We start from the raw sequence: 23,992 nt of genomic DNA, 5'->3' as shown, positions 1-23,992 counted from the left end.
AGAGGGAGGGCGGTCACTGGCAGGCTTCGCAGTCGGGGTCCTCGATCGAGCACGCCGCACCCGGGTTCAGGTCCACCGGAACAGCGGTGGCCGGAGTCGGGGTCGGCGTGGGCACGACGGGGGAGACGGCGTTGAGCTTGCCGTCGGTGCCGCGCAGCGTGCTCTTCTCCACGTGCGTCGCGGACTGCGAGCGCAGGTAGTAGGTGGTCTTCAACCCGCGCAGCCACGCGTGCTGGTACAGCTCGTCCAGCTTGCGGCCGCTGGGCGCGGCGATGTAGAGGTTCAGCGACTGGGCCTGGTCGATCCACTTCTGCCTGCGCGCCGCGGACTCGATCAGCCAGCGGCTGTCCATCTCGAACGCGGTGGCGTAGAGCGCCTTGACCTCGGCCGGGATGCGGTCGATGGCGCCGAGGCTGCCGTCGAAGTACTTCAGGTCGCCGATCATCACCTCGTCCCACAGGCCCAGTTCCTTGAGCTCGCGGACCAGGGCCGGGTTCACCACGGTGAAGTCACCGGACATGTTCGACTTCACGTACAGGTTGCGGTACAGCGGCTCGATGGACTGGCCGACGCCGGTGATGTTGGCGATGGTCGCGGTCGGCGCGATCGCCATCACGTTGGAGTTGCGCATGCCGACCTCGACCACGCGCGCACGCAGCGTTTCCCAGTCCAAAGTGGACGAACGGTCCAGCTCAAGGTCCGCGCCGCGGGTGTCGGCGAGCAGTTGCACCGAGTCGATCGGCAGGATTCCCCTGCTCCACAGGGAACCCTCGAACGTCTCGTACTTGCCGCGCTCGGCGGCCAGCTCCGCGGAGGCGGAGATCGCGTAGTAGCTGATCTCCTCCATGCTGCGGTCAGCGAACTCCACCGCGGCCTCGGACGCCATCGGCACGCGCAGCGTGAACAGCGCGTCCTGGAAGCCCATCAGGCCCATGCCGACCGGGCGGTGGCGCATGTTGGAGCGCTTGGCCTCGGGGATCGTGTAGAAGTTCACGTCGATCACGTTGTCCAGCATGCGAACCGCCGTGCGCACGGTCTTCTCCAGGCGCGCGTGGTCGATGCCGTCCGGGCCCACGTGCTGGGCCAGGTTCACCGAACCCAGGTTGCACACCGCGACCTCGTCCACCGTGGTGTTGAGGGTGATCTCGGTGCACAGGTTGGAGGAGTGCACGACACCGGAGTGCTGCTGCGGGGAACGCAGGTTGCACGGGTCCTTGAAGGTGATCCACGGGTGGCCGGTCTCGAAGAGCATGGTCAGCATGCGCCGCCACAGGTCCTTCGCCTTGACCGTGCGGTGCACCCGCAGCTCACCGCGCGAGGCCGCGAGCTCGTAGGCGCGGTAGCGCTCGGTGAACTCCGAGCCGTAGGTGTCGTGCAGTTCCGGGACCTCGTCGGGGGAGAACAGCGTCCAGTCCCCGTCGGCGCGCACGCGGCGCATGAACTCGTCCGGCACCCAGTTCGCGGTGTTCATGTCGTGGGTGCGGCGCCGGTCGTCACCGGTGTTCTTGCGCAGGTCGAGGAACTCCTCGACGTCGATGTGCCAGGTCTCCAGGTACGCGCAGACCGCGCCCTTGCGCTTGCCGCCCTGGTTCACCGCGACCGCCGTGTCGTTGGCGATCTTCAGGAACGGGACCACGCCCTGGGACTGGCCGTTGGTGCCCTTGATGTGCGCGCCGATGCCGCGCACCGGGGTCCAGTCGTTGCCGAGGCCGCCCGCGTACTTCGACAGCAGCGCGTTGTTGCTGATGCCGTGGAAGATGCCCTCCAGGTCGTCGGCGACCGTGGTGAGGAAGCAGGAGGACAGCTGCGGGCGGGTGGTGCCCGCGTTGAACAGCGTCGGCGTGGAGCACATGAAGTCGAAGGTGGAGATCAGGTCGTAGAACTCGATCGCCCGCGCCTCGCGCTCCTCCTCCAGCAGCGACAGGCCCATGGCCACGCGCATGAAGAAGGCCTGCGGCAGCTCGTAGCGGTGCTGGTCGCTGTGCAGCAGGTAGCGGTCGTAGAGGGTCTGCATGCCCAGGAACTGGAACCGCAGGTCGCGGTCCGGCACCAACGCCGCTCCCAGCCGCTCCAGGTCGAAGTTCGCCAGCTCCGGGTCCAACTGGCCCAGCTCGATGCCGCGGTGCACGAACTCCGCGAAGTAGCTCGGGTAGCGCTCGCCCATCTCGGTGTGGCTGGCCAGCTGCGAGCCGCCGTAGACGAACTCCAGCGCCTCCTTGCGGAGCTTGTCCTGCAACAGGCGCGCGCTCACGAAGGAGTAGTTCGGGTCGTTCTCCACCATCGTGCGCGCGGCCATCACCGGCGCGACGGTCAGCTCCGAGACGGTGATGCCGTCATAGAGGTTGCGCAGCGTCTCCGTGAGCACCGCGTCGGCCGAGACCGCCTCCAGGTCCGCGCACGCCTCGGTGATCACCAGCGTCAGGCGCTCGGTGTCCAACGGCTCCACCCGGCCGTCGGGGTGGCGCACGGAGAACGCCGGAGCCACCGGCTTGCTCACCACGGGCTGCTGCTTGCGGGCCTTGGCGTGCTCCTCGCGGTAGAGCACGTAGGCGCGCGCGACCTTGTGGTGACCGCCGCGCATCAGGGCCAGCTCGACCTGGTCCTGGATCTGCTCGATGTGCAGCGGGTTCTCCGGGCCGCTGTGCCGCAGCAGCGCCGTCTCCACGTGCAGCGTCAGCTCACCGATCAGTTCGCGGATGCGCGTGGAGGTGCCCGCCTCGCGGCCCTCGACCTCCAGGAAGGCCTTGGTCACCGCGACGGAGATCTTGGTCGAGTCGAAGGGGGAGGAGGTCCCGTCGCGGCGGATCACCGCGACGGAGGCCGGACGGGTGGCAGCGGACGTTGTGGCGGGCTCCGCCGGGTGCACGGTCAAAGGAAGGACTCCTGAACTAGCCGGGACGAATCTGGGGCAGACTCCACCGCCCGAACACCCAGCCTTCGGTGTTCGGCAGCGGAAAAACGGGGTGGCACAAGAGGTTCAGCGAACCCCTGCGCGGAGAGGAGCTAGAGCGCCACGGGGAGCGGGGCGGAGGTGCAGCCGGATATGCCTGGTCGTGCCGGGGCGGTGAACACGGCGCTCTCCTCGCTCGCTGGAAGCGGACCACGGGCCGCGCGGGGGCGAGGGCCGACCCGGGCCCGACGCGGGGCCGCGAGGTCGTCCGCTCGGCCCTCCCACGAGGCCGCGGACCGGGCGCGCCGGGCGGCGCACCCGTCGAATGGCAGGTCTTCGGACTCGTGGGCACTCACCGGCGGAACCGGCCGTCCTACTTGCCGTCGCTTCCCAGATCCTCGCGGACCCAGTGCTCGTGACGGCGTTCGTTCCCACTCACCGCTGCGGGGCAGTCCCGGATTCGCACCGGGTTCCCTCTTGCCTCGCAGCCCCTTTCGGGACCGCGAACCATCGACGCGGGGAATACTACATCTAGTGGTTGATCGCGCAAGCCAGCCCCAGATACCGCGTGTCCCGGCTCAGTGGTGATTGTCATAAGCCCTTGCGCATGGCCCTGACGCCGACGGTCAGACCGACCGCGGCGAAGCCGAACGCGGTGAGTGAGCCGTACAGCACCGCCGGTTCGGCGAAGCGCCCGGCGAAGAGCAGTCGCTCGGCGTCCACGAGATGGGACACGGGGTTGAGCGAGGCCACCACGCGCAGCCAGTCTGGCCCGGACTCCACCGGCAACAGCACACCTGACAGCAGCAACACGGGAAACATGACCATCTGGGTGACGCCGTAGAACAGCTGGCCGCTCGGCCGCGAGGCGATCGCGAGCACGTAGGACAACGCGATCAACCCCGACCCGAACACCACCAACAGCGCCAGCCCGGCCAGCACGCCGAGCGGGAACAGCTCGAAACCCAGCGGCACCGCCACCGCGATGATCAGCAGCGCCTGCACGAGCAGCAGCAGGAACTCCTTGAGCGTGCGGCCGAACAACAGCGCCGGGCGGCTGATCGGGCTGACCAGCACGCGCTCGAAGGACCCGCTCAGCAGCTCGGTGAGCAGCGTGTAGCCGGACATCATCGGCCCGGTCAGGCACATCATGATCAGGATGCCCGGCACGAACCACTGCCACGGCGACGCCGCCGCCCCGCCCGGCGAGCCGGTCAGCAGCGACCCGAACAGGATCAGGAACAGCAGCGGCTGCCCCATCGTGAACAGCAGCCCGCTGGGCGTGCGCACGGTCGGCATCAGCTCGCGCAGGAACACGGTCCTGGTGTCCCACAACAGTTTCCTCACGCCGCCACCTCGTCCTCGCGCAGGCTGCGCCCGGTCAGGGCCAGGAACACGTCATCCAGCGTCGGCCGCGCCGAGGTCGCGGTCACCGCCCGCACGTCCTTCTCGCCGAGCACCCGCAGCAACTCCGGCAACGCCGTGTCCGCGCGCGGCACCCGCACCCGCACGGTGGTGGATTCCCTTGTCACAGCACCGAAGAAGACCCCGACATCGGCGGCGCGCAGCGCGTCGGCCTCCGTCGAGGTGGTCACCGTGACGCTGTCCCCGGCCAGCTCGCTCTTGAGCGCGGCCGCGGTGCCGTCGGCGATGATGCGACCGTTGTCGATGATCACCACCCGCTCGGCCATCGAATCGGCTTCCTCCAGGTAGTGCGTGGTCAGCACGATCGTCGTCCCGTAGTGCTCGCGCAGCCGCAGCACGTGCTCCCACACGTTCGCCCGGTTGTGCGGATCGAGTCCGGTCGAGGGTTCGTCCAGGAACAGCAGCTCCGGCCGGTGCACCAGCCCGATCGCGATGTCCAGCCGACGCCGCTGACCCCCGGAGAGGCTGCCCGGCAGGCGTTTGGCCATCGGCCGCAGATCGAGCAGCTCCAGCATCTCCTCCGCGCGCGCCCGCGCCGCCGCGCGCGAGAGCCCGTATGCGAGGCCCTGCGTGACGATCTCGTCGAGCACGCGGTAGCTCTCGCCCGCGCTGGAGAGCTGGCCGACGTAGCCGATGCGCTCGCGCACCCCGGCCGGATCGGTGGCGATGTCGCGGCCCGCCACGGTCGCCGAACCCGAACTCGGCGGCAACAACGTGGTCAGCATGCGCAGTGTGGTCGACTTCCCGGCGCCGTTCGGGCCCAGCACGGCGACCAGCTGGCCGGGCTCGACGTCCAGGTCGATGCCGCGCACGGCCTGCACCGGATCGGCGCGCCGCACCGGGAAGCGCTTGGTCAGTTTTCGGGCACGGATCATCGGCCCCTCCTTGCGAACGAGTTGTGGGCATGACGAAGAAGCCCTGGTGAAGGGCTGTTTCGAAGAGAAATCGGGCGAGAGGGGAAGCTTGAACGGCGCCGAGCCCGCTGTCAAACATGAAGGCGACGTTCATGTTTGCTCTGACCTGCGCAAACAGAATTGCGCGACCGCGTTTCCGCAGGTGAGAAAATGTGGCTCACGCTCCGGTATTCGTAGACGTATACTCGTCTGCGAATAGGAGGTGGGGATGGCGCGGCGCAAGGTCGGCAACCTGATGGCACTGGCGGTGCTCTCCGTGCTCGCACAGCGGCCGATGCACCCCTACGAGATGGCCTCCATGCTGCGCGCCCGCGGCAAGGACGCCGACATGGGCATCAAGTGGGGCTCGCTCTACACGGTCGTGCGCAACATGGAGAAGCACGGCCTGATCGAGGCGGCGGAGACCGTGCGGCAGGGCGGACGCCCCGAGCGCACGATCTACCGGATCACCGACGAGGGCCGCGCGGAGATGGTCGACTGGGTGCGCGAGCTGATCTCGGTGCCCGAACGCGAGCGCGTGCGCTTCCAGGCCGGGCTCTCCGTGCTCGCCGCGCTGGGGCCGGACGAAGTCGAAAGCCTGCTGCGACAACGGCTCGCGCTGCTGGAGCGGGAACGCGAGGACAAGCGCGCCGCGCACGAACGCGACTCCGCCGAGGTGCCGAGGCTGTTCCTCGTCGAGAACGAGTACGAGCTCGCGCTGCTGGACGCCGAGCTGACGTGGGTCCGCGCAGTCCTGGACGAGCTGAGCGAGGGCAGCTTCGCGGGCCTGGACCAGTGGCGGGCCCTGTACGAGACCGGGGAGGTGTCCGCCGAGCTGGCGGAGCTGGCCGAGAGGGGCAGCGTCACGGACTGAGCACAAGAACGAGCCCCGGCGAGGTGCTGCAACACCGCGCCGGGGCCCTCGACCTCGAACCGAAACCCCGCGAGGGAGCACCGGCCACAAGGTGGCAACCGCAACAATAGCCGGGCTCCTCCTCGCGCACGCCCTTGGAGGACAAGCATGTCCACGGTAGGTACCGCATTGGTGATCGGCGGCGGCATCGCCGGACCGGTCGCGGCGATGGCACTTCAGCGCGTCGGCATCGACGCGGTCGTCCACGAGGCCCACCCCGGCCCCGCGGACGGCGTCGGCGGCGGGCTCGGCCTGGCGCCCAACGGGTTGAGCGCACTCGGCCTCGTCGGCGCCGAGGAAGCCGTCCGCGACATCGGCGTCCCGGTCCCGGCCATGGTGATGCGCAGCTGGACCGGCAAGGAACTCGCCCGCTTCGGCTCGGCGGACGGATCGCCGGTCATGCACACCGTCTGGCGCTCCGAGCTCTACCGCGCCCTGTGCGACACCGCCGAACGCGCCGGAGTCGAGTTCGTCTACGGCGCGCGACTGAAATCCTTGCAGGACAACGGCACCAGCGTCACCGCGTCCTTTGTGGACGGATCGAGCGCGACCGCGGACATCCTCATCGGCGCCGACGGGGTGCGCTCCACCGTGCGCGGGATCATCGACCCGAGCGCGCCCGGCCCCAGCTCCACCGGCCTCGTCGGCTTCGGCGGCTGGTCGAGCGCGAAGATCCCCTACACCGACGGCGCGATGAACTTCGTCTTCGGCAAGCGCGCCTTCTTCAGCTACACCGTCGAGCCCAGCGGCCGCGTCGGCTGGTTCGCCAACCTCCCGCGCAAGGAGCACATGAGCATCGCCGACGTGCACGCCACCGACCTGGGCTCGTGGCTGCGCGTGCTGGAGGAGACCTTCGCCGAGGACCGCGTCCCCGCCGTGCAGATCCTGCGCGGCAGCTCACCCGACCAGTGCGTGACCAGCGGAACCCTGGAGATCATGCGGCCCGCGCCGCGCTGGCACCGAGGCCGCGTCGTGCTCATCGGCGACGCCGCCCACGTGCCATCACCCAGCTCCGGCCAAGGCGCCTCGCAGGCCATCGAGGGCGCCGTGCACCTCGCCCGCTGCCTGCGCGACCTGCCCGTCGAGGCCGCGTTCCGCGCCTACGAAGGACTCCGGCGCGAGCGCGTCGAGCGGATCACCACCGCCGCCGAGCGCACCAACCGCAACAAGGCCGCCGGGCCGATCGCGCGGGTGCTGCGCGACCTGACGATGCCGCCGATCATGCGGTTGTTCGCCAAGCCCGACCAGCTGGCCTGGCAGTACGACTACCGCATCGACTGGGACGCGCGCGTCGCGTAATAGAGGCGACACCAGCCGGGTGGCGCGCCACAATCGCGCCACCCGGTACTGGGAGGACCTGTGGCTTCAACCGTCTACAACGTCGCTTTCGACTGCGCGAACCCCTACGAACTGGCCGCGTTCTGGGAACAGGTCGTCGGGCGTCCTCGCCACCCCGAGGACCGCCCCGGCGACGCCGAAACCGTGATCGCGCTGCCCACCGGGATGAACTTGCACTTCAACCGCGTCCCCGACGACAAGCTCGGTAAGAACCGCGTGCACGTGTGCCTGCGCCCCGACCGCCCCCGCGACGCCGAAGTGGACCGCCTGCTGGCCTTGGGCGCGCGACTGGTCGACTACAAACGCAACCCCGAAGGCACCGGCTGGGCCGTCCTCGCCGACCCCGAAGACAACGAGTTCTGCGTGCTCCGCCCCCTCCCCACCACCTAGAACCACCCCTCAACGGCCGCTTCCGGTACGAAACGGGAGTGCGGCGGGCGTGGGGCGCGGGGGGACTGGAGCCCTGCGTCAGGAGTAGGAGAGCCGCCGCAGCAGGGACTCGGCCGGACCGGAGCGCCCCGCCCGGTCGAGCCACGCGGCGCCGAGCACGGTCACCGCCCACACGCCGAGCCCGACCAGCGACGCGGACACCACGCTGAGCTGGCCGACGAGATTGAACAGGTAGGGCTCGGCGATGACGAACCACGCGACGGACTGCGCGAGGTAGCAGGTCAGCGATCGCTGCCCGCACGCCACGAGCGCGGTGACCACGGGCCCTGACCGAAGCCGCCGGGCGATCAAGGTGAACAGCGCGCCGTAGCCGATGCCGACCGCGTAGCCGGACAGCGTGTGCAGCACGCCCGCGCCCACGTTCGAAGCCACAACCCCAGTCGTGACAAGGGTTTGCGGGATGCCGCCGAGCGCGCCGACACCGATGCCGATGCTCGCCACGCGGCGCAGCAGAGCGGTGTTCTCCAGCACGCGCTCGCGCGCCGCCCAGATCCCGATCAGCAGCGGGCAGATCGACATGATCGCGTTCATCGGCGTCAGGAACGGGAACGTCGTCACGCGCATCAGCGCCATGGACAGCGGATCGGTCGGCGCCACGTCGGGCACGGGCATGGGGGAGGACATGACGAAGCCGTAGACCACCGCGCCGAGCACCGCCCCGATCCCGGCAGTCACGAAGATCCGCCGAGAGCTCCAGTGCACCGCACCCGCGAAGCACAACGCCAACAGGCCGTAGGAAGCCAGGATGTCGCCCGGGAACAGCAACAGCACGTGCAGGAAGCCGAAGACGATCAACCACAGGCTGCGCTTGCGGAGCTGCCGAGGATCGCGCCTGCGCAGGATCAACACCATCCCGTAGCCGAAGAGCGCGGCGAAGAGCGGATATCCCCGGCTGTCCACGAACAGCGTGAGCAGCGCCTGCACGACGGTGTCGGCGGCTGACAGGGACGCGACGGCACCGCCGAAGGCGCCCCCGTCGGCCAGGAACTGCGCGTGGGCCAGCGCGATCAGGCTGAGCATGACGCCCCTGGCCAGGTCGGGCGCGAGGTCACGCCGGGTGGAGAGCTGCACGGGTCCCCCTGAACGAGTAAGATACGGACGCGTATCTAACGTAAGCTACGGCAGCGTATCTAACAAGGGGTGGTGTGCGGTGGGCCCGACACGGCGACGCGGCGAGGAGCTGGTGACGGCGATCCACGAGGCCGCGCTGGCCGAACTCGCCGAGAACGGACTGGGCCGACTCAGCATGGAAGGCATCGCGCGGCGCGCGGGCACCGCCAAGACCTCGCTCTACCGGCGCTGGGCGAGCCCGGAGGAGGTGTTGGTCGACGCCATCGGCGCGGCCTACCCGAGCGACGGCGTCTCCGCCTCCGGCGACGACCTGCGCGGCGACCTCGTCGAGTCGCTGCACCGGCTGCTGGAGTGGTCGCGGCACCCCACGGCCCAGGCCGTGCAGGCGATCCTGCTGGAGCGCACGCGGCACCCGGAGCTGATCGCCGCGCTCTACGACCGGGTCTTCGACCCCGCGGGCGGGCGGTTCTGCGCCACGGTCCTGCGCCACTACGCCGAGCGCGGCGAAGTCGACGCCGCCAGGCTCACCCCGGCCGTGCTCGACATCGGCGAGGCGCTGGTCATGAAGTACGCGCTCGACCACGGCGCCGAACCACCGCAGGCCTACCTGGAGTCCATTGTGGACGAAGTGATCCTGCCAGCGGCCGGATTCAGTCCTCCGGGGTCCAGTCCAGCAACCTGACCCGCGCCACCGTCTTCAGGTGACGGCGCATCGCCGCGCTCGCCGCGCGCGGGTCACCGGCCCGGATCGCCTCGGCGATGGCGTGGTGCTGGGCCAGTGACCGAGACGGGCGGCCGGGCTGGCGCAGCGACTCGCGGCGGCTCTCCGCGACCTGGCCGGAGATCGCCTTCATGAAGTCCGCCAGCAACGCGCTGCGCGCCGCCGCCGCGATCGCCTCGTGGAAACGCCGATCGCCCTCCTCCACCGCGCCGCCGGACTCGATCAGCTCTGCCATCAGCCCCAGCGCCGCGTCGATCCGCGCCAGGTCCTCCTCGGTGCGGCGCTCGGCGGCCAGCTCGGCGAGCTTGGTCTCCATCGCCTCCCGCGCCTCCAGCACGTCGGGCAGCCTGCGCCTGCGTGCCTCCAGCTCGGTCACGGGCTCGCCGTCGAGGGTGTCGGCGCGCAGGAAGATCCCGCCGCCCTGGCGCACGTCGACCAGACCCTGCACTTCGAGCACCACCACGGCCTGCTTCACCGACGCCCGGCTGACCTGGAGCCGCTCGGCGAGATCGCGCTCGGTCGGCAGCTTGTCGCCCCGGCCGAGGCCGTTGGTCGTGACGTACTCGCGCAACCGGTGCAGCACCTGCTCGTAGAGGCGCGGTCGGCCCAGCGGGCGCAACGGTTCGGGCACATGATCAGGCTAACACCACCCTCCGTGGCCGGTCGGCGAATTCAAGTCTCCACATCAGCGACAAAGCTCCGGCCCCCGCCGAATGGTGAAGCCCATTCAATTCGCGTTTGTGCATACTGCCGTTGCGGGGTCGATATGTCCCCGCAATCCCGTTGAGAGGAAGTCATGCGCTTTTCCCTGATCGCCGGTGCCGTCATCGCCTCCGCCCTCGTCTCCGGCGGCACTGCCGTCGCGGCCGAGTCCCAGGTCGCCGGCGCGCAGAGCCTGTGCTTCGTGGTGGCCAAGCGGGACACCCCGATCTTCGACATCGCCACCGAGAGCCAGGTCGGCACGCTGAAGAAGGGCAAGTCGAAGGATTCCGCCTGCAAGGCGATCGAGCGCTTCGTCAACCTCAAGGGCGACAAGACGATGGTCTTCGAGGGCGATGTCTCCATCAACGCCAGGGTCTGAGTGAATTCCGTCAACGAGAGGTAGTCGTGCGCGTTTCTCTCATTGTCGGCGCGGTGCTCGCGGCTTTCGCCGTCACGACCGTCGCCGAGGCGGCCCCAGCGGCGTGCTCGGTGGTCGCCCAGTACAACGGCACCAACATCTACAACAAGTCCAACATGCCCGTCGGCACGCTCGCCAAGGGCAACTCCCGCTCCTCGGAGTGCTCCACGAAGCGCTACAACAACCGCTCCGTGGTGTTCCTCAGCGGCGGCGGCAGCTACGTCGAAGCCGCCTACGTGAAGATCACGCACGGCGCCTGACCGGCTCGCGGCGTGCTCCCCGGTGCTTGACACGGCGCGGGGAGCACGCCGATATTGGCTGAGCCAATTGGCCAATCCGGGAGCCGCCGATGTCACCCGAGCTGATCTCCATCCTCATACTGGCCCTGGTCTTCACCCTGGCCACCACGCTGTCGGTGAACATGGGCGGACTCGGCTTCGCCGCGGCCTTCCTGGTCGGCACCACGGTCGGCGGCCTGACTGCCGAGAAGGTGCTCAGCGGCTTCCCCGGTGACATCTTCGTGGTCCTGGTCGGGGTGACCTACCTCTTCGGCATCGCCCGCGCCAACGGCACCGTCGACCGGCTGGTAGACCTCGCGGTGCGCGTGGTCGGCGGGCGCATCGCGGTCATCCCGTGGGTGATGTTCGGCGTCACCGGCCTGCTCACCGCGATCGGCGCGGTCAGCCCCGCCGCGGTCGCCATCGTCGCGCCGATCGCGCTCAACCTGGCCAACCGCTACGGCATCAACCAGCTGCTCATGGGCGCGCTCGTGGTGCACGGCGCGCAGGCGGGCGGCTTCTCGCCGATCAGCGTCTACGGCGCGATCGTCAACGGCGTCGTCGAGCGCAACAGCTTGCCGCAGAACGAGATCGCGCTCTTCCTGGCCAGCCTCTTCGCCAACGCGGTGATCGCCGCGATCGTGTTCGTGGTCTTCGGCGGGCTCAAGCTCGGGCGCGCCGACAAGCCCGCGCAGGAGGACGCCGCGCCGCGCGAGCCGATCACCTTCCACCAGGTGCTCACCCTGCTCGGCCTGGTCACGCTCGTGGTGCTCACGCTGGTGTTCGACCTCAACGTCGGGCTGGTCGCGATCACCATCGCGGTCGTGCTCGGCGTGGCCGCGCCGAAGGTCAACGCCGAGGCCGTCAACAAGATCACCTGGCCGACCGTGCTGCTCATCTGCGGCGTGCTGACCTACGTCTCGGTGCTCCAGCAGATGGGCGCGGTGACCTACGTCGGCAACGCCGTGCGCGATGTGGGATCGCCCACGCTCGCCGTGCTCCTGCTGCTGTTCATCGGCGCGATCGTGTCCGCGCTCGCCTCCTCGGTGGGCGTGCTCGGCGCGACGATCCCGCTGGCGGTTCCGCTGCTCTCGGTGGGTCACATCGACCCGGTGAGCATGGTCGCCGCCCTCGCCGTCGCCGCCACCGTGGTCGACGTGAGCCCCTTCTCCACCAACGGCGCCATCGTGCTGGCCAACGCCCGCGATGTTGACCGCGAGGTGTTCTTCAAGCAGCTTCTGCGGTACGGCGCGATCATCGTCGCCGCCTCACCGGTGGTGTTGTGGGCTGTCCTGGCAGTAGTCGGATGAAGGGCTTGAGATGAATTCCCCGCTGTTCCCGGCGTTGGCCGAACCGACAGAGCGCGAGGCGATCCGCTTCGGCGAGCGCGCGCTGAGCTACCGCGACCTGGCCTCGGTCGCCGGGCACCTCGCGGGCGAGCTGGCCGGGGCCGGTCGGGTCGCGGTGTGGGCCACCAACAGCATCGAGACGTGCGTCGGCGTCGTCGCCGCGCTGCTCGCCGGGGTGCCCGCAGTCCCGATCAACCCCAAGATCGGCGAGCGCGAGCTGGCGCACATCCTCGGCGACAGCACCCCCGGGCTGGTCCTGAGCGCCCCCGGAACCACGCTGCCCGACGGCTTCGGCGACCTCCGGCGGATCGAGGTCGGCCTCGACGTGCCCGCCACCGCGCCGCCGAAGCTGCCCGAGCCGGGCGCCGAAGCTCCCGCGCTGGTCATCTACACCTCTGGGACCACCGGCGCCCCCAAGGGTGTTGTCCTGCCTCGGCGTTCGCTGTCCAGCAACCTCGACAGCCTCGCCCGCGCGTGGGAGTGGACCAGCGAGGACGTGCTTGTGCACGGGCTGCCGCTGTTCCACGTGCACGGACTCGGCGTCGGCGTGCTCGGACCGCTGCGCCTGGGCGGCGCCCTGCACCACCTCGGCTCGTTCTCCACCGCCGGGATCGGCGCCGAGCTTGGCGGACCGGCCACGATGATGTTCGGCGTGCCCACCATGTACAGCCGCCTGGTGGCCGACGCCGAGGCGGACCCCGAACTGGCCAAGGCGATCGGGCGCGCACGGCTGCTGGTCTCGGGCTCCGCGCCGCTGCCCGCGAGTGTGCACCAGCGCATCGCCGACGCCACCGGACAGCTCGTCGTGGAGCGCTACGGCATGTCCGAGACGCTGATGAACTGCTCCGTGCGCGCGGCGGGGGAGCGCCGACCGGGGACAGTCGGACCGGCCGTGGACGGCGTGGACGTGCGGCTCGTGGACGAGTCCGGCGCGCCGATCGAGGGCGAGGACGACAAGACGGTCGGCGAGATCGAGGTGCGCGGCCCCAACCTGTTCCTGGAGTACCTCAACCGCCCCGACGCCACCGCCGAAGCCTTCCGCGACGGCTGGTTCCGCACCGGCGACGTCGCCACGCGCGGCAAGGACGGCTACATCCGCATCGTCGGCCGCCGCGCCATCGACCTGATCAAGACCGGCGGCTACAAGGTCGGCGCCGGTGAGGTCGAGAACGCGCTGCTGGAGCACCCGGGCGTCGCAGAGGTCGCGGTCACCGGCGAACCCGATGACGACCTCGGCGAGCGCATCGTCGCCTGGGTGGTGCCCGACGGCGAGACGCCGAGCCTCCAAGAGCTGGCCGACCACGTCGCCCGGCTGCTCACCCCGCACAAGCGCCCGCGCGTCCTGCACGTCCTGGAATCCTTGCCGCGCAACGACATGGGCAAGGTCATGAAGAAGGCCCTTGGCCAGAGGAGCTAGATGGACCCGCGCAGCGCCCGTGACGTGCTCCGCCTCGTCGCCGAGTCCTTCTCCGGCTTCTCCGAGATCAGCGGCGAGGTCTCCGATCCGCTCGGCTGGCCGGGTTATGCGGAGAAGCAGCGCGAGCTGAGCGCCGATCACGGGCCCCGCGAGTCCGTCCTCTGTGGACACGGGCGGATTCGCGGGGGCGGCGAGTGCGTGCTGATCTCCTTCGACTTCCGCTACTTCGGCGGCTCACTAGGCTCGCGCACCGGCGACCTCCTCGTCGGCGCCTTCGACGAAGCAGTGCGGCGCGGCCTGCCCGTCGTCTCCCTCGTCGCCTCCGGCGGCAGCCGCATGCAGGAAGGCATGCGCGCACTGCTCCAGATGCAGCGCATCGCAGGCGCGGCGGCACGACTCCGAGCCGCCGCGTTGCCGCACATCACCGTGCTGCGCAACCCCGTCGCTGGCGGAGCGTGGGCCTCGGTCGCCGGGAGCGCGGACGTGCTGCTCGCGGTGCCGGAGGCCACGATCGGCTTCGCTGGAGCACGCGTGCGCGGCGATATCGACGACATCGGCGAGGAAGCCTTCACCAGCAAGGGAAAGCTCGCCCTGGGCCAGGTGCACCGGCTCGTCGAGCTGGCCGACGTCGGCGCCGCGCTCGCCGAACTCCTGCCGCTGCTCACACCCACCACCGCTGAGGCGCCCGACGTGCCGAACGCGCTCGGGCACACCGACCTCCCGGCGACCGGCGCCGAGGCCGTGCGGCGTGCACGAGCCGCCGAGCGCCCCCGCGCCGAGACTTACCTCAACGACTACTTCGACCGCCGCTTTCCCCTGGGCAGCGCCGACCCCGGCATGCTCTGCGGCTTCGGCAGCCGGCACGGGAACACCTTCGCCTACGCCGCGCAGACCGGGACCGCCAACAACCCGGCCGGATTCCGCGCGGCCGCGCGCCTGGTGCGGCTGGCCGACCGGCTGCGCCTGCCGATCCTGACGCTCATCGACACGCCCGGAGCCGCCCACGACGCGCGCGCCGAGCGGGACGGCATCGGCCCCGCCATCGCCGAGCTGTTCACCGCCGTCGCCGACGCGAGCGTCCCGATCACCACGCTCGTCATCGGCGAGGGCGGCTCCGGGGGAGCGCTCGCGCTGACCTCGCACACCTCGGTGTGGATCACACCCGACGCCTACTTCTCCGTCATCGCACCGGAATCCGCGAACGCGATCCTCAAGCGCGAGCCCGGCGAACTCGGCGCGACGATAGATCAACTCAAACTACGACCGCAGGACCTGCTCGCGCTCGGCGCAGTGCACGGCATCGCGCGCTGAAGCTCCAGCTCCAAGCCGAAGTCGCCGGTCTCCGCCGCGATGCGCCGAACCTGATCAAGCCGATCCGCGGGCGCCCCGACGCCGAGCTGGGCGCGGGTGAGCCAGTCCCTGGCCAGCGCCAGACCGAGACCCACCTGGTCGCCGATGTCCACCGCGGCGGACATGGCCAGCGGGAAGCACCGCAGGGCCGCCTCGTACCTCCCGGTGCGCATCAGCACGTCACCGAGATCGCACCACGCCCGGCAGACGCCCGACTGGTTGCCGATGTCGCGGAACAGGGCGAGCGCGTGCCGCTGCTGCTCCTCCGCTGCGGCGTGACGGCCGAGCCCGGCGAGCAGGATGCCGAGGCAGTTCCGCGCGTTGGCCTCGGCGTCGGGATCAGCCGTCCGCCCGGCGACCGCGATCGACCTCGGGTAACAGCGCAACGCCTCGTCGTGGCGGCCCATCCGGCGGTACACGCTGCCCAGGTTGTTGAGCGCCTTCCCCTCGCCCGCGTGGTCATCGCAGGCGCGGAACAGCGTCAACGCCTCCCGCAGACCGGCGAGCGCCGCCGGGTACTGGCCCGCCTTCCACCGCACGACGCTGAGCCGCCTCAGCGCGTTCGCCCTGGTGCTCGGACACGAGGACCAAGCCGCCGTGGCGTGCAGGGCTTCGGCGTCCCGGTAGTGACACCCGCCTTCCAGGTACTGGCCCAACAACGCCGAGAACTCAGCGCTGTGCGGGCCAGCGACCGCGACCAGGGTGGAGCGCTCAGCGTCGAGCCACGCGATCGCGTCCGCGCGCGAACTGAAGACCGGAGCGGGGGAGTGCGCCACCGGACGCCGGTGCGACTCGTACGGGGCGTAGCGGTCCATCGCCGATGCGGCGGTGTGCCAGTAGTGGTGGAGCAACCTCAACTCCGCGTGCCCGTACTCAGCCGTCAGCCCGCTGGCGATCCCTTGCAACGCCTGCCGCCACCGGAGAGCGTCGCCGCCGAGCACGTCAGCGATCTCCACGACCAAGTCTTCGTTGAGGCGTTTGCGGCCGAAGGAGAAGCAGCGGTGCACGGTGTCGAAGGCGGGCAACTCGACGACGCCGCGCACCGTCCGGGCACGACACACCCGGCGGTGCACCTCGCGCTCGGACAACCCGGCCCACGCACGCAGCTCCCGCAACCGCCGCGCCACGTCGTCGACGCACCCGACCCCAGCGGGCACAGGCGGCACACCGCGTTCCATCGGCCTCACTCTCCGTGATGCTACTGGTGACCGAGGTTGACCGGAACCGACGACAACGCGGACGGCCAAAGAAGATCATTCCCTCATCCGACGCCACCGTGAGGAGCCAGAAGTGAGCCGAATCGGCGGATCTCCGTTGCCCGTGCTTCCCGACATCGACGAGGTGCCCCCGCTGTCCGAGGCGGACCGGCCCTGCTTCGACGAACTCCGCGCGGTGCTCGCCAAGCACGACGCGCTCGGCCGCTTCGGCGTCGCGCTGCTGCACGAGCACTTCGAGGTCGCCGACGACGAGATCCTGGTCGAGACGATCGACGTGGCCACGCGCACGCTCACCTCGCGCCCCGAGAAGATCGCCGACCTCGGCGCCTACACGAGCGTGGAGACCTCGTGGCGGCTCGACGACCCCGACACCATCCCGATGGCCCGGTGCACGAGCGCCTGCCGTCCGGCGAGCTTCACCGAGAGCCGCCACAAGGCGGTGCACATCAACCGGTGAACCGAGTGCTGCTGGTGCTCGCTCACCCTCGCCCCGCGTCGCTGACCGGCCAGGTCGCGGCGCGGGTGCGGGCCCGGCTGGACCGCGCGGGCTTCGACGTCGACTTCCTCGACCTCTACGCCGAGGACTTCGACCCGAGGATGCGGCCGGAGGACGAACCCGACTGGGCGGACCCCGGCAAGCCCGGCTCACCCGAGATCGAGAGGCACAAGGCGCGCATCGCGCGCTGCGATCACGTGCTGGCGGTCTTCCCGGTCTGGTGGTCGGCGCCGCCGGCGATGCTGAAGGGCTGGATCGAACGCACCTGGACCCACGGCTTCGCCTACACCAGGGACGGCTCGAACCTCCGCACCCGCAGCACGCTGTGGCTCGGGCTCGCGGGCAGCTCCGCCGAGCAGTTCGCCGACGCCGGACTCGACGACCACCTCGACCGGCAGCTCCGGGTCGAGGTGGCGCAGTTCTGCCGCATCAAGTGCTCCCGGGTGCGGCTGATCCACGACAGCGTCGACGCCGAGGACCCCCACGTGCTCGCCAGGATCTGGCGCACCACGGACGCCATCGCCGAGGAGTTCATCGGACATGCCGATCAATGACCATCTCCGGGACCTGTTCCCGCACATCATCGACAGGGCCAAGGACGCGGCCCAGCTGGGCCGTCGTGCCCTGCCGTGGGTCTACTGGCCCGCCGCCGCGGTCAGCGGGCTGCTGATGGTCGTCGCGATCCCGCCGGTCGGCGTGCTCGCGCTCACCACGCCCGCGCTGCTGTACTGGCGAACCCGCAAGCTCGGCCTCGACCGGGTGGGGCCGCTGGTCTACTACGCGCCGTTCCTGCCGCTGCTGGTGATCACGTTCTTCGCCGGGCTGTACTACCTGGGTTCGTCACCCCAGCGCGTGACGCCGCTGATCGTCGTCGGCGCGGTGGCCTTCATCGTGAGCACCTACGGCTTCGCGACCATGCTCAACCACGCCGACAGCGCACACCTGGACACCGCCGGACAACGCGACGAGGCCGATGAGGCGTTCGCCGCGTTCCGGCTGCTGTGGGTCAAGGTCGTCGTCGCGACCTGCATCCTGTTCGCCACGCAGTCATGGGTTCTGCTCGTGTGCCTGGTCGCGTTGTTCGTCCGCACCCGCCTCACCGCGATGGTGGCCGGGCTCGCCGCCGGGACGGCCGTCGCCGTTCCGCTGGTGGCCAGCATTCAGTCGGGCGAGTGGAGCGCGAACCTGCTGCCCACGATCCTGCTCGCCCTCGCCGCGGTGAAAGCGGCCCAGCTGTGGTTCAAGGCGGCGTTCAACCCGTTCTGGCCGAATCGGTGACCGGCACATAGCGGTCGAACTCCGCCTCCACCACGCCTTCACCGCGAGTCAGCCCCGGCAACGCCTGCTGGAAGGCGTGCACGCGGCCTGCCGGAATCTCTGCCTCCAGCTCGCACACCGCGCCGCGCAGCACCGGCACCAACGGCACGCCGCGCAGCTTCGCCAACGCCGTCGACACCGCGCCGAGCGTGTCCGCGGGCACCTCCAACCGGAGGCGGTGGATCGGCTCCAAGACCTCGGTTCCCGCACGCCGCAACGCTTCCGCCAGCACCACCGCCGCCAGAGCGCGGAAGTCGCCCGCCGTGCTCGACATCGACTTGTCGAACCCGCCGTGCGCCCGGCTCTGCCGCGCCCAGTAACCAGACCGCGTCATCGTGACCGTGCAGTCCCGCACCTCGGCCCGGCGCAGCTCCGCGCCCACCGACTCCTCCACCGCGCGGAAGAACGCGAACGGCAACGAGCCCAGCTCGACCTCCAAGCGGAACTCCGACGGCCCCGGCTCCACGCGCAGGCCGACCGTGGCGAGGAAGGGGTTGGAGTCGGTGGCGATCACCTCCACCGACTCGCCGACGCCCACCGGCCGCTTGACATGGATCGTCGTGGTCTCGCGGAAGTCCACGTCGATGCCGTACTCGGCGGCCAGCGTCGCCTGGATGACCTCTTTCTGCACCTCCCCGTACAGGGACACGGAGAAGTCCTCGCGCAGGTTGATCAGCGGGTCCTGCTCAGCCAGCTGCGCGAGCGCGGAGTGCAGCAACCCCCGCTCGGACGGATCACGCGGCTGCACGACGCTCTCCAGCGTCGGCGGGGCGAAGTGGCTCGCCGCCGAAGCGCGCGGAGCGCCGACCGCGTCACCGATGCGGATCTTGGACAGGCCCCAGACCTTGCCGATCCGCCCGGCGCTCAGCTCCCCGCCGCCGAAAACGCTCAGCGCGGTCACCTTGCCCGCGCCGATCCGCTCACGCGGGCGGAGCACCCCGGAGAACATCCGGACGTAGGCGATCTTCTCGCCGCCCGCACCGCGCTCGACCTTGAACACCGTGCCGGACAGCGGCCCGTCCGTGCTGGACTCCTTGGCGGGCAAGAACTCCGTGATCCCGGCGATCAGTTCGGCCACCCCGGCCCCGCTCACCGCCGAGCCGAAGAAGACCGGGTGCACCACCGCCCGCCGCGTCTGCTCGACCAGCGCCGCCCGCACCCAGGAGCGCTGTCCGTCCACATAGGGCTCGACCAGCTCGTCGTCGTGCTCGGCCAGCACCTCCGCGAGCCGGTCGGCGTCGTCGAGCGGCACGACCGAGGGCGTCAGCTTCTCCGCCATCGCCCGCACGGTGCGCGCCGCGTCGGCGGTGGGCCGGTCCATCTTGTTCACGAACACCAGCGTGGGAATGCGCAGGCGCCGCAGCGTGCGCATCAGCACACGGGTCTGCGCCTGCACGCCCTCCACACCAGAGACCACCAGCACCGCGCCGTCGAGCACGCTCAGCACGCGCTCGACCTCGGCGATGAAGTCCGGGTGACCGGGGGTGTCGATGAGGTTCACCGCGACGTCGTCGACGACGAACGACACCACGGCCGACTTGATCGTGATCCCGCGCTGCCGTTCGAGCGCGAGGGAATCGGTCTGCGTGTCACCGTCGTCGACGCTGCCGGGGCGCTCGATCACCCCGGCGGAGTGCAACAACCGTTCTGTCAGGCTGGTCTTACCGGCGTCCACGTGCGCGAGCACGCCCAGGTTGAGAGTGCGAACCACGAATCCCTGTCCTTCGGGTGGCCAACAGTTCCCTTGAGGAAGGACGTGGGGACTGGCAACGTGATCGCCTCCGGGGCTCGCGGACGAAGGCCGGACTACACCAGTTGAGGCGCCCGCGAGGCAACCGATTTCCGCGCGGCGAGCAGGCTGGCCAGGCCGAGCACCGCGAACACCACACCCACCCACAACGGCGAAGTGAGGCTCAGCCCCGCGCTGATGCCGAGTCCACCGGCCCACGAGCCGAGCCCCACGCCGAGGCAGATCACCGCCGTGTGCACCGTGTTCACCAGCGGTCGGCTGTTGGCGGCGCGCATCACCCGAGTCGCCAGCGCCGGGTTCATCGACACCCCGACCAGGCCGAGCACCACCACGGCCACCACCGTCACCAGCCGGCTCCCCGCGAACAACGCGAACCCCGACAACGTCACCACGAGCGCGGCCAAGCCGAACGTCAGGATCGGCATCGTGTAGCGGTCCGCGAGGCGGCCGATCACCGTGTTGCCCACGACCGTCGCGGCCCCGTACACGGCCAGCAGCACCGGGACGACGGTGGGGGAGAAGCCGCTGACCTCGATGAAGATCGGCGAGAAGTAGCTGAACGCGGCGAACACCGAGCCCACCAGCAGCCCGCTCGTGGCGTACGCCGCCCACAACCGGCCGTTGCGCAGCGCGGCCAGCTCGGCGCGCAGGCTCATGCCCTCCGGGCGCGCCCCGGACGGCACCACGCGCAGGATCACCAGCCCGGCCAGCAGCGTCACCACCGCCACCGCCCAGAAGCTCGCGCGCCAGCCGTAGAACTGGTCGACCAGCGTCGTCGCGGGCAACCCGAGCACCGTGCCGATCATCAACCCGCCCAGCACCACCGCGGACGCCCGCCCCCGGCGCTCCGGGCCGACCATGTCCACCGCGACCGCGATCGCCACCCCGAAGAACGCCGAGGACGCCACGCCGGTGATCACCCGTGACAGCAGCATCACGCCGTAGTCCGTCGCGAGCGCGCCCAGTGCTTGGCCGACCAAGAACACCCCGATCAGCGCGAGCAGCGAGTGCTTGCGCGGCACCCGCAACAACCCGACGGTGAGCACCGGGCCGCCCACCACCATCGCCCCGGAGAACGCCGAGATCAGGTAGCCGATCGCCGCCACCGACACGCCGAACTCCCCGGCGAGCGAGGGCATCAGCCCCGACACCATGAACTCGCTCGTGGTCATCGCGAAGATCCCGAGCCCCACCACGTACACGGCCAACGGCATGACACAGACCCCAGTTCTGGAACGTACTGTACAAAAGTCGGGCAAGAAAAAAAGCACTACAGGGCGGACAGGGTGCCCTCGATGACGTCGAGCAGCGCGGCGCGGTCCTCGGTGACCTTGCCCAGCACGCGCAGCCCGTAGTAGGAGCTCTGGAAGAACCTCGCCGCCTGCAACGGCGACCGCTGCGAGGACAGCTCCCCGGTGCTCTGCCCGACGGCCATCATGTGGCAGATCGTCTGCTCCAGGCGCACGAACTGCTTGTGCGCCAACTCCGCGATCTCCGAGGTGCGACCACTGGCGTCCATCGCCGCGTTGATCGCCAGGCAGCCCCGGCGCTCCGGGTCGGCCATGTCCGCGTCCACGCACCACACCATCAGCGCGCGCAGCCGCTCCTTCACCGAGCCCGGGCGCTCCAGGATCTCCAACTGCCCCTGGGGTCCGATCACCGAGTAGCGGCGCAGCGCGGCCTCGTAGAGCTGGCGCTTGCTGCCGAAGGCGTTGTAGAGGCTCCCGCGCCCCAGACCCGTGCTCTCGCAGAGGTCCTGCGTGGTGGTCGCCTCGTAGCCCTTGCGCCAGAACACCTCCATGGCGGCGTGCACCGCGGCGGTGTCGTCGAACTCCCTGGGCCTGCCCACGCCCTGAGGCTAGGTGATTCTGTATCGATCGGTCAACAAGTCTCGGCCGGGCCGCGCGCGAACTCGCCGAGCACTGCCAGCGCCAACTGACGGCGCGCGGGGCGAAGGTGTCGGTCTTCGGCGCGGGACAGGTCGATCACGGGATGGCCGCGAAGCGGGCGCTGCCGCACATCATCCGGGCCTTCGACTCGCTAACCTAGGAGGATGCGGGGATACACCGAGGGCAAGGACGGCTACCTCAAACGGCTGCGCCGGATCGAGGGCCAGATCCGCGGTCTTCAGCGGATGGTCGACAACGACGAGTACTGCATCGACGTCCTCACGCAGATCTCCGCGGCGACCAAGGCGCTCCAAGCCGTCTCCCTCGGCCTGCTCGACGAGCACCTCAAGCACTGCGTCAGCCAGGCGATCGCCGAGGGCGGCGAGGGCGCGGACGCCAAGATCCGCGAGGCCAGCGACGCCATCGCCCGCCTCGTCCGCTCCTGAGGCCTGATCGAAGGGGTAGCGTCGCGGGGGTGACGAGTCAGCCCTCCGCGCGCACCCTGGGCGAGCTGAAGAGCTCCGGCTACCAGTCCCGCGACGTCAAGACCGAGCTCCGGCACAACCTCATCGCCGCGCTGCGCGGCGGGGAACGCGTGTGGTCGGGGATCGTCGGGTTCGACCACTCCGTGCTGCCGCAGCTCGAACGCGCGCTGCTGGCCGGGCACGACGTGGTGCTGCTCGGCGAGCGCGGGCAGGGCAAGACGCGCCTGCTGCGCTCGCTGGTGGCGCTGCTGGACGAGTGGACGCCGGTGATCGAGGGCGCCGAGCTGCCGGAGGACCCGTTCGACCCGATCACCCCCGCGTCGCGGCGGCGGGTGGCGGAGCTGGGCGACCAGCTGCCGATCGCCTGGCTGCACCGCGACCAGCGCTACGCGGAGAAGCTGGCCACGCCGGACACCAGCGTCGGTGACCTCGTCGGCGACGTCGACCCGGTGAAGGTCGCGCAGGGCCGCAGCCTCGGCGACCCCGAGACCATCCACTTCGGACTCGTCCCGCGCGCCCACCGCGGCATCATCGCGCTCAACGAGCTGCCCGACCTCGCCGAGCGCATCCAGGTCGCGCTGCTCAACGTCATGGAGGAGCGCGACATCCAGGTCCGCGGCTACACGCTGCGGCTACCCCTGGACGTGCTGCTGGTGGCCACGGCCAACCCCGAGGACTACACCAACCGGGGCCGGATCATCACCCCGTTGAAGGACCGCTTCGGCGCGGAGATCCGCACCCACTACCCGCTGGAGATCTCCGACGAGGTCGCCATGGTGCGCCAGGAAGCCGATCTCTGCGCCGAGGTCGCCGACCACCTGCTGGAGGTCGTCGCGCGCTTCGTGCGGCACCTGCGCGAGTCCAACGGCGTCGACCAGCGCTCCGGCGTCTCCGCGCGCTTCGCCATCGCCGCGGCCGAAACCGTTGCCGCGGCGGCACTGCGGCGCGCCGCGCTGACCGAGGAGTGGCCCGCCGTCGCGCGCCCGGTCGACCTGGAGGCCGTGGTCCCCGTGCTGCGCGGGAAGCTGGAGTTCGAGGCCGGGGTCGAAGGCCCGGAGAGCGTCGAGCTGCTGACCCACCTCCTGCGCCGCGCCGTCGCCGACACCGGCCGGGCGCTGCTCGCTGGCGTGGACCTCGCGCCGATCGCCGCGGCCGTCTCCGGCGGTCAACCCGTGACCACCGGCGAGCGCGTGCCCGCCACCGACGTGCTCAAGGCACTGCCCGAACTGCCCGTGCTCGTCGAGGTCGCCAAGCGCCTGGGCGTCGAACCCAACGACCCCGTCGGCCGCGTAGCCGGAGCCGTCGAGTTCGCCCTGGAACTCCTCTACCTCACCCGACGCCTGGCCAAGCACTCCACCACCGCCCACACCACCTACACCTAGCCCCAGCGGCAGCCCCCATTTCCCGTTTCGTACCGATAGCGGGAAATGGAGCGCTCCCATCGACGGCTTGGAGTACGAAACGGGAGTCCGCCGGTTCGCCACGCGGAGGGTTCGCGGCGGTGGACGATGAGCGACTGCCGGCTTGGAGATCGTGAAGGCGCCCCCACCTCTCCGGCCCGGCCCACTGCTTCGCGTTTTGGCAACGTTTTGTGCGTGGGAGCGTTCTCAAATCGCATCACGT

General features: G+C 70.2%; 23 protein-coding genes and 1 riboswitch. Of the genes, 14 read left to right on the top strand and 9 right to left on the bottom strand.

Annotated features, from left to right (window positions below):
• Positions 1-13: 13 nt before the first annotated feature.
• The 3 genes from CCN37_RS35880 to CCN37_RS35870 form a co-directional block, all read right to left on the bottom strand.
• Positions 14-2,872: a ribonucleoside-diphosphate reductase subunit alpha gene (locus CCN37_RS35880; protein WP_086829639.1), complete on the bottom strand. Its 2,859-nt coding sequence runs from the start codon at positions 2,870-2,872 to the stop codon at positions 14-16.
• Between the two features lie 327 nt (positions 2,873-3,199).
• Positions 3,200-3,417, bottom strand: a riboswitch (cobalamin riboswitch).
• A 64-nt stretch (positions 3,418-3,481) separates the two neighbouring features.
• Positions 3,482-4,237, bottom strand: a complete 756-nt coding sequence (locus tag CCN37_RS35875) for an ABC transporter permease (protein WP_086829637.1) — start codon at positions 4,235-4,237, stop codon at positions 3,482-3,484.
• Complete coding sequence (locus CCN37_RS35870) at positions 4,234-5,190, bottom strand: ATP-binding cassette domain-containing protein (protein ID WP_086829635.1); 957 nt, start codon at positions 5,188-5,190, stop codon at positions 4,234-4,236. The genes CCN37_RS35875 and CCN37_RS35870 overlap by 4 nt, the downstream gene beginning before the upstream one ends.
• A 247-nt stretch (positions 5,191-5,437) precedes the next feature.
• Between CCN37_RS35870 and CCN37_RS35865 the strand changes: the two genes are divergently transcribed.
• From CCN37_RS35865 to CCN37_RS40355, 3 genes are all read left to right on the top strand, one after another.
• Positions 5,438-6,082: a PadR family transcriptional regulator gene (locus CCN37_RS35865; RefSeq protein ID WP_086829633.1), complete on the top strand. Its 645-nt coding sequence runs from the start codon at positions 5,438-5,440 to the stop codon at positions 6,080-6,082.
• A gap of 147 nt (positions 6,083-6,229) precedes the next feature.
• A complete protein-coding gene (locus tag CCN37_RS35860; protein WP_086829631.1) occupies positions 6,230-7,420 on the top strand; it encodes an NAD(P)/FAD-dependent oxidoreductase in 1,191 nt (396 codons plus the stop codon).
• 60 nt (positions 7,421-7,480) lie between these two features.
• Positions 7,481-7,849 (top strand): VOC family protein, encoded by a 369-nt coding sequence (locus CCN37_RS40355; protein WP_086829629.1) that lies wholly within the window; start codon positions 7,481-7,483, stop codon positions 7,847-7,849.
• 78 nt (positions 7,850-7,927) lie between these two features.
• On the opposite strand, the gene CCN37_RS35850 is transcribed toward CCN37_RS40355, so the two are convergent.
• Positions 7,928-8,980, bottom strand: coding sequence for a DUF418 domain-containing protein (locus CCN37_RS35850; RefSeq protein ID WP_210408359.1), 1,053 nt, complete (start codon positions 8,978-8,980; stop codon positions 7,928-7,930).
• 79 nt (positions 8,981-9,059) lie between these two features.
• Between CCN37_RS35850 and CCN37_RS35845 the strand changes: the two genes are divergently transcribed.
• Positions 9,060-9,662: a TetR/AcrR family transcriptional regulator gene (locus CCN37_RS35845; protein WP_246843514.1), complete on the top strand. Its 603-nt coding sequence runs from the start codon at positions 9,060-9,062 to the stop codon at positions 9,660-9,662.
• On the opposite strand, the gene CCN37_RS35840 is transcribed toward CCN37_RS35845, so the two are convergent.
• Positions 9,631-10,332: a FadR/GntR family transcriptional regulator gene (locus CCN37_RS35840; RefSeq protein ID WP_086829624.1), complete on the bottom strand. Its 702-nt coding sequence runs from the start codon at positions 10,330-10,332 to the stop codon at positions 9,631-9,633. The two genes, CCN37_RS35845 and CCN37_RS35840, sit on opposite strands and share 32 nt — an antisense overlap.
• A gap of 165 nt (positions 10,333-10,497) precedes the next feature.
• On the opposite strand from CCN37_RS35840, the gene CCN37_RS35835 reads away from it, so the two are divergent.
• The 5 genes from CCN37_RS35835 (at position 10,498) to CCN37_RS35815 (ending at position 15,176) form a co-directional block, all read left to right on the top strand.
• Entirely contained in the window at positions 10,498-10,782 is a 285-nt protein-coding gene (locus tag CCN37_RS35835; RefSeq protein ID WP_086829623.1) for a hypothetical protein, read from the top strand.
• Positions 10,783-10,808: 26 nt separating this feature from the next.
• On the top strand, positions 10,809-11,081 hold the full coding sequence (locus tag CCN37_RS35830) for a hypothetical protein (protein WP_086829621.1): 273 nt from the start codon (positions 10,809-10,811) through the stop codon (positions 11,079-11,081).
• 89 nt (positions 11,082-11,170) lie between these two features.
• Complete coding sequence (locus CCN37_RS35825) at positions 11,171-12,409, top strand: SLC13 family permease (protein WP_086829619.1); 1,239 nt, start codon at positions 11,171-11,173, stop codon at positions 12,407-12,409.
• A gap of 10 nt (positions 12,410-12,419) precedes the next feature.
• Positions 12,420-13,865 (top strand): acyl-CoA synthetase, encoded by a 1,446-nt coding sequence (locus CCN37_RS35820; RefSeq protein ID WP_086829617.1) that lies wholly within the window; start codon positions 12,420-12,422, stop codon positions 13,863-13,865.
• The gene (locus tag CCN37_RS35815; RefSeq protein WP_086829615.1) at positions 13,866-15,176 is read left to right on the top strand and encodes a carboxyl transferase domain-containing protein; all 1,311 of its coding nucleotides are present in this window, start codon (positions 13,866-13,868) and stop codon (positions 15,174-15,176) included.
• Here CCN37_RS35815 and CCN37_RS35810 read toward each other — a convergent pair.
• Complete coding sequence (locus tag CCN37_RS35810; RefSeq protein WP_086829613.1) at positions 15,113-16,393, bottom strand: tetratricopeptide repeat protein; 1,281 nt, start codon at positions 16,391-16,393, stop codon at positions 15,113-15,115. The two genes, CCN37_RS35815 and CCN37_RS35810, sit on opposite strands and share 64 nt — an antisense overlap.
• 112 nt (positions 16,394-16,505) lie before the next feature.
• Here CCN37_RS35810 and CCN37_RS35805 point away from each other — a divergent pair, with 112 nt between their 5' ends.
• The 3 genes from CCN37_RS35805 to CCN37_RS35795 are packed head-to-tail and all read left to right on the top strand — an operon-like array spanning position 16,506 to position 18,206.
• The gene (locus CCN37_RS35805; RefSeq protein ID WP_086829611.1) at positions 16,506-16,889 is read left to right on the top strand and encodes a hypothetical protein; all 384 of its coding nucleotides are present in this window, start codon (positions 16,506-16,508) and stop codon (positions 16,887-16,889) included.
• Complete coding sequence (locus tag CCN37_RS35800) at positions 16,886-17,482, top strand: NAD(P)H oxidoreductase (protein ID WP_086829609.1); 597 nt, start codon at positions 16,886-16,888, stop codon at positions 17,480-17,482. The genes CCN37_RS35805 and CCN37_RS35800 overlap by 4 nt, the downstream gene beginning before the upstream one ends.
• The gene (locus tag CCN37_RS35795) at positions 17,469-18,206 is read left to right on the top strand and encodes a hypothetical protein (protein WP_086829607.1); all 738 of its coding nucleotides are present in this window, start codon (positions 17,469-17,471) and stop codon (positions 18,204-18,206) included. The genes CCN37_RS35800 and CCN37_RS35795 overlap by 14 nt, the downstream gene beginning before the upstream one ends.
• On the opposite strand, the gene CCN37_RS35790 is transcribed toward CCN37_RS35795, so the two are convergent.
• The 3 genes from CCN37_RS35790 to CCN37_RS35780 all read right to left on the bottom strand — a co-directional run bounded on the left by CCN37_RS35790 (position 18,181) and on the right by CCN37_RS35780 (position 21,844).
• Positions 18,181-19,956, bottom strand: coding sequence for a GTP-binding protein (locus tag CCN37_RS35790; protein WP_086829605.1), 1,776 nt, complete (start codon positions 19,954-19,956; stop codon positions 18,181-18,183). The genes CCN37_RS35795 and CCN37_RS35790 overlap by 26 nt on opposite strands.
• 95 nt (positions 19,957-20,051) lie before the next feature.
• Entirely contained in the window at positions 20,052-21,209 is a 1,158-nt protein-coding gene (locus CCN37_RS35785; RefSeq protein ID WP_086829603.1) for an MFS transporter, read from the bottom strand.
• A 56-nt stretch (positions 21,210-21,265) separates the two neighbouring features.
• Positions 21,266-21,844: a TetR/AcrR family transcriptional regulator gene (locus CCN37_RS35780; protein WP_086829600.1), complete on the bottom strand. Its 579-nt coding sequence runs from the start codon at positions 21,842-21,844 to the stop codon at positions 21,266-21,268.
• Between the two features lie 204 nt (positions 21,845-22,048).
• Between CCN37_RS35780 and CCN37_RS35775 the strand changes: the two genes are divergently transcribed.
• Entirely contained in the window at positions 22,049-22,330 is a 282-nt protein-coding gene (locus tag CCN37_RS35775; RefSeq protein ID WP_086829598.1) for a metal-sensitive transcriptional regulator, read from the top strand.
• 29 nt (positions 22,331-22,359) lie between these two features.
• On the top strand, positions 22,360-23,751 hold the full coding sequence (locus tag CCN37_RS35770) for an ATP-binding protein (RefSeq protein ID WP_086829596.1): 1,392 nt from the start codon (positions 22,360-22,362) through the stop codon (positions 23,749-23,751).
• Positions 23,752-23,992 lie beyond the last annotated feature (241 nt).

Origin of the sequence: Allokutzneria sp. NRRL B-24872 (genome assembly GCF_002155965.1) — a bacterium.
Taxonomy (GTDB): domain Bacteria; phylum Actinomycetota; class Actinomycetes; order Mycobacteriales; family Pseudonocardiaceae; genus Allokutzneria.
This window is presented reverse-complemented; position numbering and strand designations above follow the sequence as displayed.

What these genes read in the sequence shown, in the direction of transcription:
- CCN37_RS35870 (WP_086829635.1), bottom strand. Translation starts at nt 5,190, where the DNA reads ATGATCCGTGCCCGAAAACTGACCAAGCGCTTCCCGGTGCGGCGCGCC.
- CCN37_RS35865 (WP_086829633.1), top strand. Translation starts at nt 5,438, where the DNA reads ATGGCGCGGCGCAAGGTCGGCAACCTGATGGCACTGGCGGTGCTCTCC.
- CCN37_RS35860 (WP_086829631.1), top strand. Translation starts at nt 6,230, where the DNA reads ATGTCCACGGTAGGTACCGCATTGGTGATCGGCGGCGGCATCGCCGGA.
- CCN37_RS35835 (WP_086829623.1), top strand. Translation starts at nt 10,498, where the DNA reads ATGCGCTTTTCCCTGATCGCCGGTGCCGTCATCGCCTCCGCCCTCGTC.
- CCN37_RS35825 (WP_086829619.1), top strand. Translation starts at nt 11,171, where the DNA reads ATGTCACCCGAGCTGATCTCCATCCTCATACTGGCCCTGGTCTTCACC.
- CCN37_RS35820 (WP_086829617.1), top strand. Translation starts at nt 12,420, where the DNA reads ATGAATTCCCCGCTGTTCCCGGCGTTGGCCGAACCGACAGAGCGCGAG.
- CCN37_RS35815 (WP_086829615.1), top strand. Translation starts at nt 13,866, where the DNA reads ATGGACCCGCGCAGCGCCCGTGACGTGCTCCGCCTCGTCGCCGAGTCC.
- CCN37_RS35810 (WP_086829613.1), bottom strand. Translation starts at nt 16,393, where the DNA reads ATGGAACGCGGTGTGCCGCCTGTGCCCGCTGGGGTCGGGTGCGTCGAC.
- CCN37_RS35795 (WP_086829607.1), top strand. Translation starts at nt 17,469, where the DNA reads ATGCCGATCAATGACCATCTCCGGGACCTGTTCCCGCACATCATCGAC.
- CCN37_RS35785 (WP_086829603.1), bottom strand. Translation starts at nt 21,209, where the DNA reads ATGCCGTTGGCCGTGTACGTGGTGGGGCTCGGGATCTTCGCGATGACC.
- CCN37_RS35775 (WP_086829598.1), top strand. Translation starts at nt 22,049, where the DNA reads ATGCGGGGATACACCGAGGGCAAGGACGGCTACCTCAAACGGCTGCGC.